5 protein-coding genes are annotated in these 19927 nt (G+C 52.9%); 2 read left to right on the top strand and 3 right to left on the bottom strand.

Translation table 11 applies throughout. From position 1 onward, the window contains the following. Positions 1 to 108: 108 nt before the first annotated feature. Entirely contained in the window at positions 109 to 3702 is a 3594-nt protein-coding gene (locus PsAD46_RS15670; protein ID WP_063307311.1) for a hypothetical protein, read from the top strand. Between the two features lie 32 nt (positions 3703 to 3734). Next, positions 3735 to 15560: a LysM peptidoglycan-binding domain-containing protein gene (locus PsAD46_RS15675; RefSeq protein ID WP_063307312.1), complete on the top strand. Its 11826-nt coding sequence runs from the start codon at positions 3735 to 3737 to the stop codon at positions 15558 to 15560. Between the two features lie 5 nt (positions 15561 to 15565). Here the strand turns inward: PsAD46_RS15675 and PsAD46_RS15680 are convergent, their stop codons facing one another. The 3 genes from PsAD46_RS15680 to PsAD46_RS15690 are packed head-to-tail and all read right to left on the bottom strand — an operon-like array spanning position 15566 to position 19771. Further along, entirely contained in the window at positions 15566 to 16291 is a 726-nt protein-coding gene (locus PsAD46_RS15680; RefSeq protein ID WP_063304859.1) for an aspartate/glutamate racemase family protein, read from the bottom strand. Between the two features lie 10 nt (positions 16292 to 16301). After that, positions 16302 to 17552: an FAD-dependent oxidoreductase gene (locus PsAD46_RS15685; RefSeq protein WP_063307313.1), complete on the bottom strand. Its 1251-nt coding sequence runs from the start codon at positions 17550 to 17552 to the stop codon at positions 16302 to 16304. Next, entirely contained in the window at positions 17549 to 19771 is a 2223-nt protein-coding gene (locus PsAD46_RS15690) for a TRAP transporter fused permease subunit (RefSeq protein ID WP_063307314.1), read from the bottom strand. Before PsAD46_RS15690 ends, PsAD46_RS15685 begins: the two co-directional genes overlap by 4 nt. Positions 19772 to 19927: the final 156 nt, after the last annotated feature.

The raw sequence follows: 19927 nt of genomic DNA on the forward strand, positions 1-19927 counted from the left end.
CGCAAATTGAAGCCTGCCTGCACCCTATGTTCCCCTTAAAAGCGCGGAGCAGTGCTCCCGAATTCTGTCTTTATCCCCGTTGATGGAATGGGCTTTGGGAGCTGAGCAATGGATTTCCTGCAACAAACCTGCAAAAGCCTTTATCTGGCTCCAAACTCTGGCGACAACGCCGGTGGTTTTGCGTTTGTTGTCAGCAAGGTAGCCTCCCGAAAAGCCAAACTCCCCAAGCGCATTTCGCTCAAAGACGCGCTCACCAGCAAAACCTACTCCGGCTCCTTCATCTACTGCCCGGACCCGCTGGAATGTGGAGGCAAAGAGAGCAGTCAGCAGGACCTGGTATCCGGCCTGCATGCCTACTTGCAAAGCATGAATGTATTGCGCGGTTTCATGTGGCTTCCCAGAGACTTAACGCCGCTTCCAGTCCCTCATGACTATACCGGCCAACGCCCGGCCTTCTTCTCCATTAATGCAGCGGGAACAGTGACAACCAGCAGTCTGTCCTACCTTCTGGCACCCGAACTCACCATCGAGTTCTATTCAAGCGCTTACATTGGTGTTTCTGAAGATGAAGAGAACCTCCAACTCTCGGAATCTGCCATCCAGTTGGGAGGATATCTCAGTCCGGACACGGGGTCGGTGAGCAAGGCAGACATCCGCTGCTCCGGTCCGGATCGCGGTGCCATTGTGTTTGATGCCGAGTTCGAGCGCGGCGCCCTTCATGATCAATGGAATCTGGGTTTTCAATGGGTTACGAAAGATGCGGAGACCAAAACCGGCGTCAATGGTCAACGCTTCGCCTTGGGCACAGGCGAAAATGACAGCCGTAATCCTCTGCCTATGACGCTCATTGTGGACGTCACCGACGCGCTGAACATCTATCCGACGCACAATCGAACAGATCCCAACCGCTGCGCCTTCTATTTCCGCGCCGAAGAGGAAAGCGGGCAGGGTCCAACCCTGAACAGCTTCTACCGGACCACCTACGGCGCTCCTGTTGTTTTACAGAGTATCACCGCTGACAGTCATATGACTGATGCACAGCCTGCAGGAATTATACTCATCCCGAGCTACGAGAATACCTCATCGCTTCATAGCTTTATCGCCAGTCCTGTTGGTGATTTCCTCGTCTGCGCACCGGCCGCGAAAGACGATACAAAAGCCCGCTTCATGTGCGGATTGGGCGGCACAGAGTTTCTGGAAGTCCCTGGCGCAGCAGAACACGCGCTCTCTGAGGGAGCACGGCTGCGGTTTATACCCGATCAGCCTGCCTACGCACCGGTTTTCCCGTTGCCTTTGTCATCTCCCGTTGGGCGCCCCGCACCCAAAGGAGCCCCCCTCAAAGGCAACTACAAAACGTCGTATGTACAGGTGTTCCCGCCAGATAACGCCGCAGAAAAGAGTGAGACATCCATCACCTATGTGGCGCAGCCCCACGGCAGCGCACTGCACGGCTATGACAATGAAATCTGGCAGGAAAACAAGGAGTTGCTGGGTACTGTCAGTCCTGCCTACACACTGCCGTCAATGGAAGATCAGGCCTTCCCCATGTTCCCCTACGCCGGCACGGATGAGGGCGACCCGAGTTATTCTCAGTGTGATGTCGCCCTGTTTGAAAAAAGCATCATAGCGCCAACCCGCCGCAAGGTGATCGCATCTCTGACCAACGCTCAGTCCAACGCCAGAGAGGCTAAGGCGCAAACAGGAGTGGGGGATGCAACCCTGACAACCCCACTAGGTGTGATCGCCACGTTGCAATCACCCACAGACGCCAGTCACTGGAAGGAAGTCAAGCTCGCTCAAATCAAAGTACCAACACCTTCCGATTTTGCCTTCAAAGACTTATCCCCCAAACTCATAGAGGCCTTCCAGACCAATCAGCTGTTTCTGGTGGCTGCAAACCCATCAGAATTAGGTGAAGCAGGCTCAACCTTCCTCAACACGCTGAACATCGAAGACTGGCAAATCGAAGCCGACGTCGGCAATTCACCAGATTTCGGCGACTACGCCAACATATTGATTATTAAAGGAATACGCGGCCCACTCTTTGACCCGAAGGGCAGTGAAAAAGACAACCTCATCTCCAATCCGCAAAAATGGACCCAAAAAGAAACCTTCGCCGCTCCAACAACCGAACGCCAAAACACACCAGACAAAGCCCAGCTGGTCAATGTCTCCTCATGGCTTCAGGACTACTTCAAAGCAGCCTATGAAAACCCGGCAACAGAGTACTTCGAAAGCTTCAACCAGACTGCCGCTGATCCCAACTGGACCGGCGTACTTATGCTACGCGCGCGTATCAAATCACCGCCCGAGCAATTGGCTGGGATTGTGGCTGGCGTGCGCGATCCGGCAAAGTTTTATGCCCACCACCTCGCCATCCGCATCAATCAGATCAAGGCAGGTGCAAGTGGTGAAAAAATCGAAATAAAGAAGCAAAGCTCAGTCTATGGGCTGATTTACTATGAAGACAGTGATCTCATTGTACCAAAGGGAGCGACAAGCCCGGAGCCAGTTGTGCCCTCTGCAACGCGCACATATGATTTCATCCTGCTCTCGCTCAAAGTGCTTTTTGAGAACTCGGCAATAAAGAAGTTCTCCTCCTTCGCACAGCTCTCCATGACCAGGATTTTTGGCAGCGAGACCGCCAGTTCAAAGCCCGTTTTACCGACAGGCCAACCACAGCCCAAAGGCAGCCAGTACAAGTCGCTGATTATGAAAGCGAGCTATCAGGACAACAACAACCACCCGTCCTACACCATGGCTGCAACCCATCCCTATCTGTTCACGGTCGACAACAACATCCTGGAGCAAACAGAGTTCACATCCGCGCGAATGAACACCATCTCCAAACACGAAAAAACGCAGGAAAATCAAACAGAACCACTCATCCGCTTCGCCTTCACAGGCTTCCTCGATTTCGCGATCCTCAGCGCAGGCAAGAACAAGCCAGTTGACTTATTCTCCTTTGGCAATGAGCCAGACCAGCAAACCAGCCAGAATGGACTGGCGTTTAACGAACTCGGCCTGCAAATGAGCTTTGCACAAACGAGTGCCTACGAAAGCCAGAAGATCACTTGGGACAGCGCTCAGCTGACATTCGACAGCAAAAACAGCACGCCTCGCAGCGGTAGCCTTGTTGCCACTATGCCATTGCAATTGAAAGGGTTTGTCAGCTCTGACAGCGCAGGCAAGACGCCAGCCTCCATGGGATATTTGGATGTTGTGACCAGCGTCCGCCAGCAAGGCCTGTCAGACACATGGAACGGCCTCAAGTTCGAAGTCAGCCTCGGCACCGCCGGAGACCTCGCAGGCAAACTGGGCCTCACCGCTGATTTGCTGCTGGCATGGTCACCAGACTCCACGGGCGAAACCTACAAATCCAAGACTGCCATTCAAATGCCGGGCTCCTCAAACGGTGCCTCGCTCATCAGCTTGCAGAACGTGCTTTCCATGTCCTACGGCCCGATCCAGCTGCTCTACACGGAAAACCCAAATAGCAAAGAGCCTGATGCCAGCAAGCAATACATGTTTGTTCTCAATGAGATCGCCATCAAGTTTCTGGGGCTGGCCAAGATCCCGCCAAGCGGCGCCACATCGTTCTATCTGTTCTCAGACCCAGATGAGAGCAACGAGGGCTCGGCCAAAACCACAGGTCTGGCCTGGTACGCGGTCTACAACAACGAGCCCGCCGACAGCAAATAAATCACTCCTTCAATCAGCACTGGTGCAGCAAGATGAACGAGCACAGTCCAATCGAACCACTCGAGCGTGTAGCCACGCCAGACGAAGAGAACCTGTCCTCAGAGCTTGCCAATCTGGTGCAACTGTTTGCCTCCGCTGCCCAGGATCTGAATGCAACGCTCTCCAGTGGTATCATCGGGCGGCTCACGGATTTTCTGCTCGGCAAAAAACTGCGTTATTTTCTGTCACAAGACCCAAGATCAGGCAGTGCCGCCAACACCATCAACCTTATGCGGCGGATGATTTCCCTTGGGTTTCAGGTAGATGTGGACCTGATTTACGACAGTGGCCAAAAAACACTCCTGCAGGAGCTGGCGCAGCTGCTACCCGGCTTTGACCCGACCACCCGCGCATCAATGACGCTGGACGGCGTTACAATCACCTTTCACGCTTATCAGGAAACCACCGTTGGCGAGATAACCCATCGTTCCGTACCAGGTCTGTCTGGCACGATGCCGCTATGCCTATGTGGCGGCGGTAACATTCCCAACATAGACAATACAAGCATCGCGACTGCAGTGAAATGCAGCTACTTTGTCCTGCTACAACCCTATCTCTGGACAGCTGAAACCTGCACGCAGGCTGGGAAGACCTGTTCCGCCAACTCTTTAGTGGTGCTGCCGGGTCTCAAGCAGACCATAAATCTCGATGACCAGCTCGTTCTGCAAGGCTCACAGTTTGCTTATCGCAGTTTCAAACAGGACCTGACTACAAAGCTCAACTGGGCGGACCTGAGGAAGATCCCCGAGGTCAACACCAAGGCATTGAGTGCGGCGCAGAACATCAGCAATGCTCTTGGAAAATCAGGCCAATCCGGCATCGAGTTCTTTCCGGTTGCGAGCCTGCCAGGGTCATCGACAGACAAAACATCGCTTGTCGGCAATACAGAAGGGATTGCCTTTGAACTCATCGCTGCAGCCGCACTCCTGCAAAAGCAAAAGGGCTTTACCAAAAAGCCGGTTGTCATCGCTGTTCTAGATGATTTGAGCAGTTCCACATGGCAAACACTTGCGCGATATTTTCCCCAAAAGAACGCGGCGAAGCAGGGCACAAGCACGTCTCGTGATGAGCAGACAAAGAACATCAACGCTTACTGCAAGAACCAGCAAGTGTTCCGAAATACCTCTGGCTCAGGTGCCGATATTTACCTGAATAAGGACCTGTCAGGCTCTGCTGGGGCTGCTTTCCTCAGCAAACTGAAACCAGGTGCAACGGTTGTCACCACCTTGTCTGATCTGCCGCCAGACGCGATTGACTATTTGTATGGCGCAGCCACATTGCCAAGCGTTCTGGAAGGCACTCAAAGCGCCAATCTGGCTGTGAACCTGGGTAAGCCGTTCTTCAAACTCGGCAATTTCACGTCCAACCCTTATCCAAGCACATTTGGAAACGGCAAGGGCAAAGCCGCCAGCAGCACAACACCAACCACCGCTACGCTTTTAGATAGCTCTAAAAACCAGATTGCTCTCGGAACATCTGCGTTTCAAGAGGGCTACAAAGCAACCATGCCGCCCAATGAACTGGTGCAAACCATATCGGATATGGTGACCCAGTTTCGCTCAGAAAAGGGCGAGTACTTCGAGTATTTTGACGGCCTCAAACAGTATTACACCGCACCTCAAAACGATAAGCTCTTACAAGCGCTCGGGTTTTTAGCTGCCAGATTTGCTCTCGTTTCAGTCGCAAGTGGCGTCTCCGACAGTATTTTTTCTGATCTGCAAACACTACAAACCACGCTGACGGACAATACAAAAAATGGGATGCTCGCTCTGATCCCCAATGTGTTGAAAGAGGGACCGTTCCACACCTTCCTGCAAACAGTGCTGGGCTCAGGCGGACTGACAATTGGCTCGGTAAAAAGCCCCGTGACGATCAAACCTGTCTACACCTCAAAAAAGCTCAGCAAGATCATCGTGCAGGGAAAGACCTCGGATTTTCTCGGCACAGAACTGGAAGTCACACTTACGGTCTCCAGCTTGGGGCGAGCGAGTAAAAACCAAAGCAATTACAAAGCCCAACTCCAAATCTCGCTGGAAAAGCTTGAACTACCAGGCGTTGAATGGTTCGCACTGGAAGACACAGGTCTGTCCGTCGAGTTTTCCAGCAATGGTGCGCGGCTCACAGGCGGTGTGCAAACCTCTATTGAGGTCGGCGACACGCTCATTCCATTCCACATGGATTTCCCAAGCTCTTCCAAAAACAAGATGGTGGTGCAGGGGGCATTTGCAGAGGAGGCTGCCCCTTCACTGAACTCCATATTCACGCTCATAGGCGGGATGAATTTTGCAAACTCAATACCTTCTGAGTTCGCCGACCTGAATGAGCTGAATGTGGATGGCCTGCGCTTCAACTATGACCAAAAAAACAAGAGGATAGAAAGTTTTCAGGTTTCCCTGAAAGACAGCAAGGAATGGGATCTGTTTGGTGGATTGAATCTGAAGAACCTGAGTTTTGAGATCACCGCTTCCCAGCCAACCGGCAAACGTCAGATAAGCTGGGTGGCCTCCACAGATGCTATGATCGGTTCAAGCAGTAACCCAGCAATTCTCGACGTTTCTACCACCTATCCACAAACCACAGTAACGGCAACACTTAGCCCGGATGGGGCAAACCTGCCTGTCTCGGACTTCGTGAATGCATTACTGCCGAGCGGCTATCACCTTGACGTTGATGCCGATATTGCAAACCTGTCACTGGAATATTCTCCCGGACAGAACAAGAATAGCAGCTCTTATTCCGTTGAGGCTGGCGTAAATTTGAAAGGCTGGCAAATCACCTTGCCACCTGCAAAGTTCGAGCTCAACGACATCTACATCCAAGTCAAAGGCGTTGGAACCAACTCGGTAGGCTCCATCAAAGCCTCAACAATGCTGTTTGATGGTCTGCCGAATGTTCAGCCCGTCCCAATTAATGTGACAGCTACATTCGACACGCAAAACCATCTCTGGACGTTTACCGGAGAGCAGGGTGACACGCCTATCAAGGTCAGCCAGATCATTGATGCCTATTTCGGCAGTAACTGGGCACCGGATGCTATCGATGTAGACCTCTCAGATCTGAATGTAACCTTCTCAACGGGCATCGGAACATCCGCGGCCAGTTATGAGTTTGGGGGAACAGTGAGCCTCAACAAAGACGTGAGGCCAAAATGGCTCCCGGATGTGACCTTCACGGCAAAAATTGGAGATACGGGCGGAAGTGAGCTTCTGTTACCCGGCAGCAAAGCGCGCATTCCGGTGCTTGATGACCGCGAAGAGATTGTCTTCATTGAACCAGCCAAATCATTGACCCGTTATGAAACCGCAAAAGAAAACAGCAAATACGCATTGCTGACAGCCGACGTGCTTTGGGAAAACATCGAGCTCACCGTATTTTATGAATATGCCAAAATGCATTCACATTTCGGGATCACATGGGGCGTGTTCTCGGCAGAGGTATTGGCTGATCAATGTGCTACGATCAGGTTTACAGATACCACCACACTTGGTGCCATGGTCGAAACCTTTGTGGAATGGATGACCGGAACAAAGTTTGGGCTCGCCGCGCCATTTGACCTGTTAAATGATGTCAAACTTTCTGATTTTGAACTCAAATGGAATTTTAACACCGGAAGCGTTAAATTTGATGTGAAAATTGGTCCTATCGACCTTTTAATCGCCTCAGTGACCGGCATTTCGCTCACCTATAAAAAGAAATCAGGCGTTTTCGTGCAGCTGGAAGGTGATTTTCCCTGGCTGTCTGATAGCGAACTGGAAGCAACAAAGCTGCCGCCATGGCGTGCAGATCAACCCTCCACAACGCCAAGCCCCGGCGGTGCTGGCAATAAGTATCTTGACCTGCGTTTACTCGCTGGTGGACAGTATGTGGACGTCAAAGGCCTGCAAGACGTCACCACCGTGCAGCAAGCTGTCGATATTCTGGGAGACCTTCACAAACCCTCAGTGAAGAAGGTGCCCGACATCGGCTTTGCTGGTGATATCAACTGGCTGTTTGCAACGGACTTCGGTGTTCTGAGGATCGATTCCAGCAAAGAACTAGGGCAGGAACATCAAGGCGACCTTGAAAGCACCGGTGCCAAGTACACATTCACCTTGCAAGTGGTTCTGACAGACCCAAGTCTCTATGCACTGCGCATCGCCTGCAATGGAAAAGCGGCTAAGGTCTTCTCCGGTCTGGATTTTCAGGTCATCTATAAAAAGGTTTCACCGGGCCTCGGTAAGTTTTCAGCCTCCATCGAACTGCCGGAAATCATGCGCCGTATTGATGTTGGGGCCGTGACAATCACACTGCCCACATTCGGGATTGAGGTCTACACCAACGGTGACTTCCAGATTGATGTCGGTTTCCCCTGGAACAACAATTTCTCGCATTCTTTCTCAGTTGAGGCCATCGTACCGCCGGGTATTCCGGTGAAAGGCGGAGGAGGGTTCTACTTTGGCAAGTTGCCTGCCGCTTCTGTCAAAGGGCTGCCAGTCTCCACAAAAGGCTTCTTCAACCCCAATCTGGTCTTCGGCTTCGGCGCGCAGCTGGGGCTTGGAAAGTCTGTTGATATGGGCATTCTCAAAGCGGGCTTCAGCCTCACCGCCTTCGGAATTTTGCAAGGCATCCTAGCAAAGTGGAATGCCTATGAAGATCATCACTCAGGCAGCAGCGATGCTCTGTCACTGCAGGGTGAATATTTCTTCTCCCTCACAGGCACCTTTGGCATCATCGGTAAGCTGTATGGCACCATAGATTTTGCTATCATCAAGGCCTCGGTCAATATCAGGATCGAGGTCAGCGCACAGATCAAGCTTGCCTCATACGAGCCGATCCCGCTCACAATTGCAGCTAAGGTGGATGTCCGCGCCTCTGCGAAGATTGATCTTGGCCTGTTCACCATCAAAGTGAGCTTCAGCTTCTCTGCGCACGTTCATACCACCTTCAAACTAGGAGCTCTCCAGGATCCGAGTAAAGCTCCCTGGCTTGATAGTTCTGAAGCCTACGAAGGCTTGCTTGCTGCACCATTAGCGGACCGCCTAGCGCTCTACAGCCGCTTGCCAATGCTGACGGGAGCCTATGAGGCAGCTCCAGTAGAGTTCAACTGGGCAAATCTGCAACCTGCTGCTGATCCCTCTCAAAACTCGCTGGAGATCCATCTGGGTTACGGTTTAACTCTGGCAAAGGATGAGAACTGGTCGTCTTCTGAAGAGGCCCGAGCACCACAGTTGCCGTGTTACGTCGCCAACCTGTTCATTTCAGCACCCGCACCAGCAACTCCGGAAGATGCGGAGCTTTATGAGAAGGCCGCAGGGCAGCAAACAGACACTGCATTCGAGGCTCTGGCCAAGATGGTAACCCGCTGGCTTGTAGCCGCGACCATGGGTGATGAAAACCCCAGTGCAGTCCAGGTCGATAACCACGTAATCAGCGCGATTGAGATCAACGCCATACTGAACAGGCTGGGTGAGCTGGAAGGCTCGTCAGACGCACTGACCCAGCAGGACATCACCACGTTCCTGCAGCAACAGTTCATGCTCGATATTGCTTTGCCGTCCCGTTCAGGAGAGGCGCAAGCGACCTATTTCCCCATGTTGCCATCACTCAGCATCGCGCTGGAACAAGACAGCAAAACATCGCTCTCCTATACTTTTGCAGACTACAATTCCATAACCACCGAATACCTGGCAGACTTAACAGTTTACTTTAACCAGCTCAGTGTTCAGGTGGAAAAAGAGAGTGGGAAATCTCCCTCTGAGATTGATGGAGGTGGCAGTAAAACATCAATAGCATCATATATATATGAAAATTACTTCATGCTGATTATGAAGCAGATGATGCAAAACCTCCTGAGCGGTCTACGCGACTTCAATTATCCGCTCCCAGCTGGAAAAACATCCAGTTGCATTGTGAGTTGGGTCAACAGCCAAGGTGCATTCTCCGGAGCAGACTTTACCCTCGCAGACCTCTTCAAAGCCAACAACAGCCACCCTTTGACAGCAGGCCTCAACGTCACAATACCGACTGCACCGCTTGTGATCCCTGCGAACAGTTCCTTCCAAAAATTAGCCAGCAACAACCCATATAATGCGACTGTCGAAGCCTCTGACCTCATGAGTAAAAACAAGACAGTCGCGGGCCTTTTGCGCAGTGGTGCTCAGATTGATTACACCGCATCAGATGGAACTCAGAAGAAGCACACAGTCTCTGGTGGGCAAACATTAAATGCAGTCGCAACAGCTCTTGAAATTACAATCGACGAGTTGACCAGCAGCAGTGCTGTGCAAGCCCAGCAGGACTTTCTGGTTGTCGGCTCTACGCTACAGATGCCAGCGTTCACGCAAAAGACAGCGGATATGGATACCCTCTCATCCATCGCGCAAAAGTTTGACGCTGATGTTGAAGCGCTGGCAATCACCGCAAACGGACAGCTCACCGATCTGTTTGCGGGCGCCACGGGCTCCAACGCAGGATCAGATGCCGGCAGTTTGAGCATCGTACATCTGCCTCAGTTCCCCGTTGGAGAGCTCATCAAGGAAGTGCAGCGAACGGGTGGCATCACCCACCTGTCAGGCATGGCCTCACGCTATTACTTCCACGGTATGCGTCTGCCAACGGATGGTATTACACCACTTGTTGATGGCATCTGGGTTGAAAAGGATGAGGCTGGAAAGCTCAACCTGCCGAATGAGGTTGGCTTGTTTGCGCTGTCCGGTCAGCAGATCGCCATCCCAACGCCGCTGACAAGCAGTCTCTCCTTGCTGCTGAGCAAGCCAAAGGATGCAGATTGGATCACACTTGGAAATGACCAAACCACTCTGAAATACGAGGTGGATGTACCGTCAGACAATGAGGCGACTGCAAGCAAAGACTATCAACGCATTGAAGCCGTCAACGCCTACGGGAAGACAGAGTACCTGTCAGCCGGACCAGAGGAACTATCTCTCCTTGCAAAGGTTGAGCAGCAACCAAGTGCCTTCCCAATCCCGCACTTCATCAATTGGCAAAGTGCAGAGCCAATCAACGTTCCCACAAACGATCCTCAAAAGCCATCCAACACCCAATATCTGCGTTTGTGGACGCTTTCTGCAGCACTAACGACACTTGGTGCCAACAGCGCACAAAACAGCGCTGTTGTACCTCCTCAGCTCCTTGTTGAGCAGGTGTCGATGGATGCTGCAACTGGAAAGGCTATCAAAACCCCGCTGACGAACTATGGCTGGGCATCAACAATTGAGTTCTCCATCAAGAAACTGCCAGCTCAAACATCGAGCGCTCCAGCGGCGGAAGTCAAAGCGACGCCGGATGCGGCCTTGAAAACAACCTATGAGCTGAATGGGGTGAGTTCAGCTGGCGTCGTAATTCTGGAGCGATTGCTGCAAAGCCTGCCTGAGGATCATAGCTTTGCATCTCTCACGCTCGGTTACAGCAAGGGCTCACAAAGCAGCGGTACACATTTTGTGGGTGAGGGCGGCAGCAATGTCACCTTCGGTCTGTCGCAAACCAACCTCTCCACGGTGACCAATCCAAGCGGAGAGCTGTTGTCTGAGGCGGCAAAGGAGAGCCAGAGCTCGACGCTTCTCAACACGCCCATGTCACTGGTCAAACTGCTTTGGGAAGCTGGCATCACCAACTCGGGTGGCTTCTATCTCTATTACACCGCTGATGACGGGCAGACCGGATTACCGCCGGATATCTTTAACGAAAAAGGCGAGGCGACGCTGTCTCTGGTCATCATCCATGAAGATCAGGAGTACATGCACGCCTACGTCAACGGGCTCGCAACTGCACAGCCAATCGCCGGCTCAGGTACATCATTGACGGCCGCTGCCAAAGGCGAGTTGGTGGAGCACACGACCACTGATGATGATACACTGGCAAGTATTGCGCTGCGCTATCACTCCAACCTCAACTCACTCATCGCCAATACTCTGACTTCTGATCAGGAAACATCAGCGAGCGGCAAAATCCAGCTGATACCGGGCAAAACCATCAGCATCGAGCAGGGCACCTATCGGGTTCCACAAAGCAGTGATGCGTCTTTTGCAAGCATAGCATTGCGCTTTGGGACAAGCGTTGAAGAGCTAAAGCAGGTAAACCTGCGTCTGACTGGCGAAACAGTTCCAGCTGGCGCACCAATACGGTTGCCTGTGATTGATTTGACAATTGGCTCCAAGACTTTGAGCAACGACTTGTCGAGCTGCACATGCCTGTCAGATATTGCGGATTACTTCGGCACAGAGCCCATCGTTGTTGCCAGTGCGAACGCAGAGATGGAGCAACTGCTCGTCACCGGTCAAACACTCACTCTGCGTGCTGGCCCGCTAACTGTTCAACCCGGAGAACATCCCGGCGTTCAGGCGCTAAATGCACAACGTGAGCAGGCGCCGGAGATACCCAAGGGTGGAACAGGAGATGACTACGCGACGGCCTTGCTTCTCAACAACTACAGCCTGCTGGCCTATAAGATTCTGGGAAATCAGGACTTCAGACCAAGCAACATGGGCCTGCCCATTGGTGCCTCAGGCAAGTCTACCTCGCCCAATGAGGGAAAGATCCGATATGTTCTGGAAGCGTCTGCTGGCGATGCGGAAATGTATCATGGCGTAATATCGTATCTCAGCCTTGTAAAACCCGGAAACGCCTCAGAAGGGACAGCACTGAACCCGTACAGCGCCAACGGATTGCTCCTGCAAACTCAACTCGGATGGAACGACTATTACGGCAATACGATCCTATCAACACTGGACGAGCCCACAAAGCCCGCAGGAAAGTTGAACAGAAAACCGGCGCTTCAGGGCTACACAGATCAGATCATCCCGCTCTCTCAGTGGCCCTCGACCTCAGCAAACTGGACAGTGCAGCCTGAGGGTAGCGCCGAAACGACCCCAGAAAACTTCACGATCCTCATCACCTTCAGCTTTGATAGTGGACCCTTCTTCCCGCAAAAAGGCCAAAATCCGGAGATCGCACAGCAAAGAGCGCACTCAGCACTGGTTATCGTTGAAGATATGCTGGCCCAGTTTAATGACCCCAACGGTTTTGCAATAGAGGCCAACTCGACACTCTCGCTCAACACCTATCAACTCTCAGTACACGAACTTGAACAGCTGGTCGGCTGGTGGCAAGACATCGAGCAATTCCTGATCAGGCAAAGCACCCCGGAAGAAACCGATACTTCTGAAACAATTCCGCCGCTCTCATTGCCTGTAACAGTGCCAATGAGCAGCCTCAATCAGGAACCAATCATTGAGCTCACAACACAGCTTGTCTTCAAACGAACCCACGGCATAGCGGTCGGTGATTACGCAGCCGATCCGTTGACACGATCTGTTGCCAACACCATAGCAATCAGAACCACCGTCAGTGCCCCGAAACCTAAAAAAGGCGACGCAGACTCCGAAAAACCGACGAAGCCAAAGCCAGACATTCTGGCAGAGTTTGCGCAATGTGTAGCGCAGTCTATCCATGGTCCGGATTTCACGATGATGGTCGCCTCCGGCATCAACCGATATGCGCCATCCGTTGGCGTATCTTCCAATGCAACCTGGGGCGTTCGTATCGGCACAAAGCAGGGAGCTCCAATCTCCTTCCACATCACAGATGAAAGCCAGCCAGAAATATATGCACCGCTTCCAGTCAGTAACACGCTGATCTCCCGCAGTGCCTCGGTTTATCCCTATGCTGGACTGGATGACTTTGACGCAAGCACAGGAAAGTTCACAGGCAGTCCGGTTCAAAGCACCTTCTCAAATGTTGAGATGGACGTCTGGCTGAAACAGTATTTTGAATTTTTTGACGCGCTGCTGTCTCCCAAATACTCCTCCTCAATCCTGTTCATCGACAAACTCGCAGCCAATAAACCGCAGAATATCTCCTGCGCTGGTGAGTGCCCTGCAGTTGTAAGCGGCTTTATGGAAGCGTTGACGGAGCAAAAGAAGAGCCTTGCACAGATCACGGCACGCATGCTGGCACCCATCTATCAGGATGGCACCAGTACACGGCTAACCTCCGCGCAAGAGACCTTCAAACAAACGCTGCTGGAGGAGCTTTCCAATCTCTACACAACCCAGGCTGTCCTCTCGTTCGGGGCGGACATAACCGCCAACATTCCGCTGACAGGCGATGAAGAAACTCCGCAGCTTTACGGCAACATCAACCTGAACAGCGTGGCAGATTGCCCACCGGATGCACAGGAAGCCGCGCAGGAGCCAACACCCGCAAAATCTCTCTCAAGCCTTTTCTCGCTCACGTCTGCCAAACTGAAATTGCAAGATGGTGCAGAGCAACCGCTCACCTTCCTGCTTCAGGCCTCAGAAAAACTGGGAGAGACAACGGAATGCCTCGCTCTGGATCTGAGCTACAAAGTCACGTCTCTCGAACATCAGACCAGCCCGGTTCAGGGAATAACCGACTACAAAGCCTCAAGCTGGCTCTCTCCGATTCAGGCGGAAGGCACTCCTGTTCTTGAAAAGCCGCTTGGGTCTTTCAAAGTGCCCATCCTGCTGCGCAGTTTCCCGGAAACGCCGCGCATGGTCTCTCAAGCTGGCCCTGCCTATGACACGAAGGCTAAGAAACTCTCCCAGATCACCAAATGGAACTACGAGTACACTTATGGCCTGAACTTCCATTACCTTCAGGACAAAGCTCATGGGCAAATCCAGTTCAACCTCAAAGACAAACCGCAGGGTGAGCTTGCCGGTTTCATGGATGCCTTTGCCGAACTCGCGCAGTTCATCACCATCCAGAACAACCTCACCGCCACGTTGGATCAGTACGTTCCAATCATAAACGCTGGCAATCAGGCGGCTGATGCCATCGAGAAGGCGGCACAGGCTCTGGCTGTGATCATCAAGGTCAACGAAGATATAATCTGCAAAGCAAACGCAAGCAGCTTTGCGATGCTTGCAGCAACCTCACAAAAAGAGGGCAGCGAAACAGTCTGTTTCAGCATTCTGGAGGAAAATCAGGACTATAGCACTCCAACGGAGCAAACATCACAGCGCTGGGTCGTCAAACTGATACTGGAGGATTGCAATCCGCCTGCAGGACTAACCGGAGACCCTGTGGTCGAAATCCTGAATTGGACAAGCCATCTGGACAGCAGTGCGTGTGTTGAGGGTAAACAGACTTACACCTACTATTACACCCAGAAAACGAAGAGTAAGCAGACCTATCTGACACAGGATATTGCTCAGCCCTTGAGTGATCGTCAGGTCGTCATGCCGGGCATGCAGGTGCTCGCGCGGCAAGATGCGTTGGCTTCCATGTACATGATCCGCAACAGCTACATCCACGGCAAAATCACAGATGGCTTCGTGTTCAGAACGCCGACGGCCACCTTTAAAAACCCGTTCCACCCAACATTGTCCAGCTTTCAGCCACTCAACATTGCATACCTCGGCAACCCCACAAATGAGCCTTATCAGCGGAGCTTGAAGGAGCATCTGAAACATCTCTTCTACATGCTGTTTCATGGTGAGTATGCTGGCGACATTACGCTGCAGCTTAATATCGGATACAGCTATCATCTTGCCCAAGGCCTCACAGAAGAGCCAATCGATCTGCCAATCGCTCTTCTGCCGCCAACCCCCGTCACCATCCAGAACAACGGCGAACTTGAGGGCGAGATCCTTGAAAAACTTGCCAACTCAATCAAGGCGTGGGCACAGGCGCATAAACCATCCTGCAATGCAGCTCAGCTGAACATTGCCATGAACATCATGTCTAATCTGACGGAAAACCCCATGCCCTTGCTCAACCTGCAAAACCTCTACCTGTGCACCGATGACATCATTCCAACTCTGCCATCTTATGAAAGTGAAATGGAAGGGGGGTGAGACACTCAGATAAATCCGGGAAAGGCGTGCCGATGCGCCACTGAGTGTGCCATGCTGGCAAGAGTGATGATATCAAACACAGGTCGATTGATCCGCGCTTGCAGCTGATGCGCATATGGCGGCAGATCAGTGCATTCCAAAACCACGGCACCAATATCCGGTGATCGCTCAATCATGTCATCTGCCGCAGCAAACAGCTCTTCTGTCACCTTGCCAAGGTCCATCTGCGTGCGTTCACCGCGTAAGATCACCGCGGAAAACTCAGGGGCTTCATCCAGCCCCTGAACCACAATCGGCACATGGGCAGCACCCACACCTTCCAGATGCTTGTCCGTCAAAGAGGCTGCGGACGCTGTGATGACTCCAACGGGTGCATTGGTCATGTGGTAGGCAAGGGGAACCTGTATGAGCGAAGACACGAAAACTGGAACAGAAACGGCTGCTGCGATCTCCTTTTGAAAGATCGCCAGAAAACCGCAGGACCCGGTGATTGCGTGTACGCCCTGATCTTCAAGACGCTTGGCGGCGCTGAGGATCGGCTCAAGCAACTCAGGTGAGGGATCAGCCAGCAGTTTCTGAACCGTCAATCCATGCAGGATCTCGTAGGTCGTTGTAAACGGCAGGCTCGACGGGTTCTTGATGTGACCGGGAGGTTTCGGGAAATAACTTTCCAGTGAAAGAACGCCGATTGAAACGCCGCAAATGTTCTGGCCACCAGGATGAATGGTCATGCGAAATCCTTTAGTACCGTGTCACGTGATAGGGGGTCATATTGATGTTGGGGGTGGTGCCGGTCACCAGATCGGCAACCAATCTTCCAGTTTTTGGGGCCATCATCAGGCCGTAATGACTGTGTCCAAACGCGCCAATCAAATCCGGAAATCCATCAACTTCGCCAATGCAAGGCAAACTGTCGGGCAAGCTGGGGCGTTGTCCGGACCATGTGCTGATGTCATCCATCCGCAAATCTGGCAGCAGTTTGCTGGCAAGCCCCACCAAACCATCCAGCCGCTTCTGATTGATTGGCGCATCAAGCCCGGCAAACTCAGCCGTTCCGGCAACCCGAATGGCGCTCTCCATGGTGGAGGCGACAAACTTCATGTCCATATCCATGATGGAATGCGTGAGGGCAACACCGGGATTGCTGAAGGACACATGGTAGCCACGCTCAGCCTCCATCGGCACCTTGACCCCAAGTGGTTTCAGCAGCTTGGCAGACCAGACGCCCATGGAAAGCACCAGTTTCGGTGCAAAATGCTCACCTGTCTCTGTTACATAGCTCCAGCCGCCGCCGTCGTTTGGCGTGATGGAGTGCACCTCGGCTTGCTCAATGGTTCCGCCCATCTGGCGTAGCTTGTCGGCAAGCACTTCACCGATTTTACCGGGAGAGACAGCCCGGGCCTGTCCCTTGATGAGAACGGCGGCCTCAAACTCATAGGTTAAAGCAGGTTCCAGATCTCGTAAGGCCGCAGCGCCAATCTCCTCAATCTCAGCCCCCACAGCGCGGCGCATGGCATAATCCGGGCCATCCAGATCAATCTGGGAGGCATCGCGAAATGCATGTACATACCAGCTGTCTTGCAGCAGATTGTCGTGCCCTGTGCCGGTAAGGTGATGGCGGTAAAGCTCAATGCAGTCATGATTGAGAGCATGCATGGCATCGCCAATCGGCTGAATGCGCTCCTGTCGTCCCTCATAGAGAAACCGCAGGCCCCATGTGGCCACGCGAGGCAGGTAACTGGGCTTGATCGTCACCGGACCTTGCGGATCCATAAGCCAGCCGGGCACCTTCTTCCAAAGACCCGGCATGGACTGTGGCACCACAGACCACGGCGAGATAATCCCCGCATTGCCAGCAGAGGTGGCCTGACCGGGAGCATCCCGGTCAACCATATGCACGCGCAAGCCTTTCTCCGCCAGAGACAGAGCACAGCAAATGCCAACCAACCCCGCACCAAGCACAGTGACATCAGGTACTACAGCTTCTGTCATTGTGTCGCCGCCTGCAAATTGCGTTGGCTGGAAACCTGCTGGAACAAGACAGGCGCGATGATGAGAATTGCAGCCAGATCAGACCCCAGACTTGGAGCAACCAGCATCAATCCGCCAATAGCCATCAGCACACGCCACAGACCGTTAAGCGGAGCCATGAAGTAACCGGAAACGGCTGTTGCAATAGCAAACACACCCAGCGCACAGGTCAGCGTGACCTGCAAGAACGAGACGAGGGTGAAGTACTCCGGCAAAACAATCAGCATGGTTGGTGCATAGACGAACACCATCGGCACCATGAGTTTGCCGAGCCCTAAGGTAAAGGCACTCACACCAGTCCTGAACGGGTTCGCCCCTGCAATGCCCGCAGCAGCATACGCTGAGGCGCAAACCGGCGGTGTAATCTCGGAGATAACACCATAATAAAGCACGAACATATGCGTTGCCAAAGCAGGCACGCCCAGTTGTGCCAGAGCCGGTTGAGCTACCGCGACAAGCATGATGTAAAGCGCCGTTGTTGGCAGACCAGCACCCATCAAAATACAGGCAATAGCGATCAGAACCAGAGACAGGAACTGCTGAATGGAGGCTTGCCCGAACACTTCCAGAGAGGTCCAGTCAAGCAGCGGAGCTAGTGACGCCGCCATATCTGCAGCACCGTTGGTGACCATAAAGCCAAGACGGAAGCCAACACCGGTGGTATTGATCACACCGACCACGATGCCCACAGCAGCAGAGGCAGCGCCCACGGCCAGTGCGTATTGCACGCCCACATGGCAGCTGTCGAACAGGTCTTTAAAGCTTTGGCGTTCATTGCGATGCAAACAGCCTAGCAAGGTCAGCGCGCCAAGCACCCCGGCCATCGTTGGCGAGAACCCTTCACCGGAATAAGGCGAGGCCTTCCAGAAAATGAAACCCAGCAAGGCAAGTGGCACAGCCAGAGACAGCGGCTTATCGATGGCACAAAAGCCAACAACAACACAAAGCGAAATGCCAATAAACGCAGCCATGTTGGGCGAGTAGCCAGAAAACAGCACCACGAGCAACCCGATCAGTGGCAGCACCGTAAACCAGCCCTCACGCCAAACCTGCACAAACTGCGGGATCTGGTACTTAGGGTAGGCTTCCAGCCCAAGGCGTTTTGCGGTGAAATGCACGATGGACATGACGCCGATATAGTGCATCAGAGCAGGCACAATCGCTGCAATCACGATAGTGGTGTAAGGCACTTCCAGATACTCGGCCATCAGGAAGCTCGCAGCCCCCATGATCGGCGGTGTTATCTGACCGCCCGCACTGGCCGCAGCTTCAACACCGCCCGCAAAGTGACCTGGATATCCAAGCTTCTTCATGTTGGGAATGGTCAGTGAACCGGTGGAAACCGTGTTGGCGATGGAAGAGCCGGAAATAGTGCCGAAGAAAGCGGAGGAGACAACGGAAACCTTCGCAGGTCCGCCTGTATAGCGTCCGGCTAGGATCATCGCATTATCAACGAAGAACTGCCCAAGCCCCATGCGCTGCGCCACAACACCAAACAGCACGAAATGAAACACAACAGTTGAAACGACCCAGAGCGTAACGCCAAAAATGCCTTCAAACGGGAAGTACATGTTGTTGACGAACTGCCGCCAGTCCACGCCCGGATGCTTCAGGATCTGGATTGGAATATATGGCCCCAAAAGCGCATAACCGATGAAAACCAGAATAATCAGCGGCAGCACGATACCAATGGTTCGGCGCGCGATCTCCAGCACTGTTAAAATGATGATGGTGCCGAAGAAGATATCCGGTCCGGCTGGGTTGCCTTGCCGCAAAGCCTGCTCAGAAACCTGAATGCCAAAAAGGTCAAATCCACGCCAGCTGAACCACAGATACAGCGATCCCATCATCGCCAGTATCATGATCACCCAGTCAAGCAGCGGCACATTACCAAAGCTCAGGAACTTACCGGGCGTATTGGCCAAGGCACGATCAGATTTGAGGAAGGGGAACGCCAGAAAAATGAAGAAATACAACCCGGCCAGATGGATGCCCATGTGAACATAATCAACCGGCGTGCCAAATCCGGCGGTCCAGAAGTGATAGAGCGCATAGGCAATGGTCGCCCAATAAACCACTTTTGTCAGGATTGGCCCGTTGTCACGGGTATGGAGAGCGGAGTCATACTTTTTCTCCAGCTCTTCCAGAGCCTTGTTATCAAGGTGCGATTGTAGGGGCATGGAACCCTCCCGGGTCTGGGGTGCGTCATGCGGTGGTAGGAGCGTGTTGGGCTATCTCTTCCCAATACCAACAGCTGCGCAAACAAAAGCATGCGGCAAGGCTGAACCACCGGTGGCGACAGAAGGCAGCGGAAGAACACTCCCGCTGCCGTTTTA

Origin of the sequence: Pseudovibrio sp. Ad46 (assembly GCF_001623065.1) — a bacterium.
Classification (GTDB): domain Bacteria; phylum Pseudomonadota; class Alphaproteobacteria; order Rhizobiales; family Stappiaceae; genus Pseudovibrio.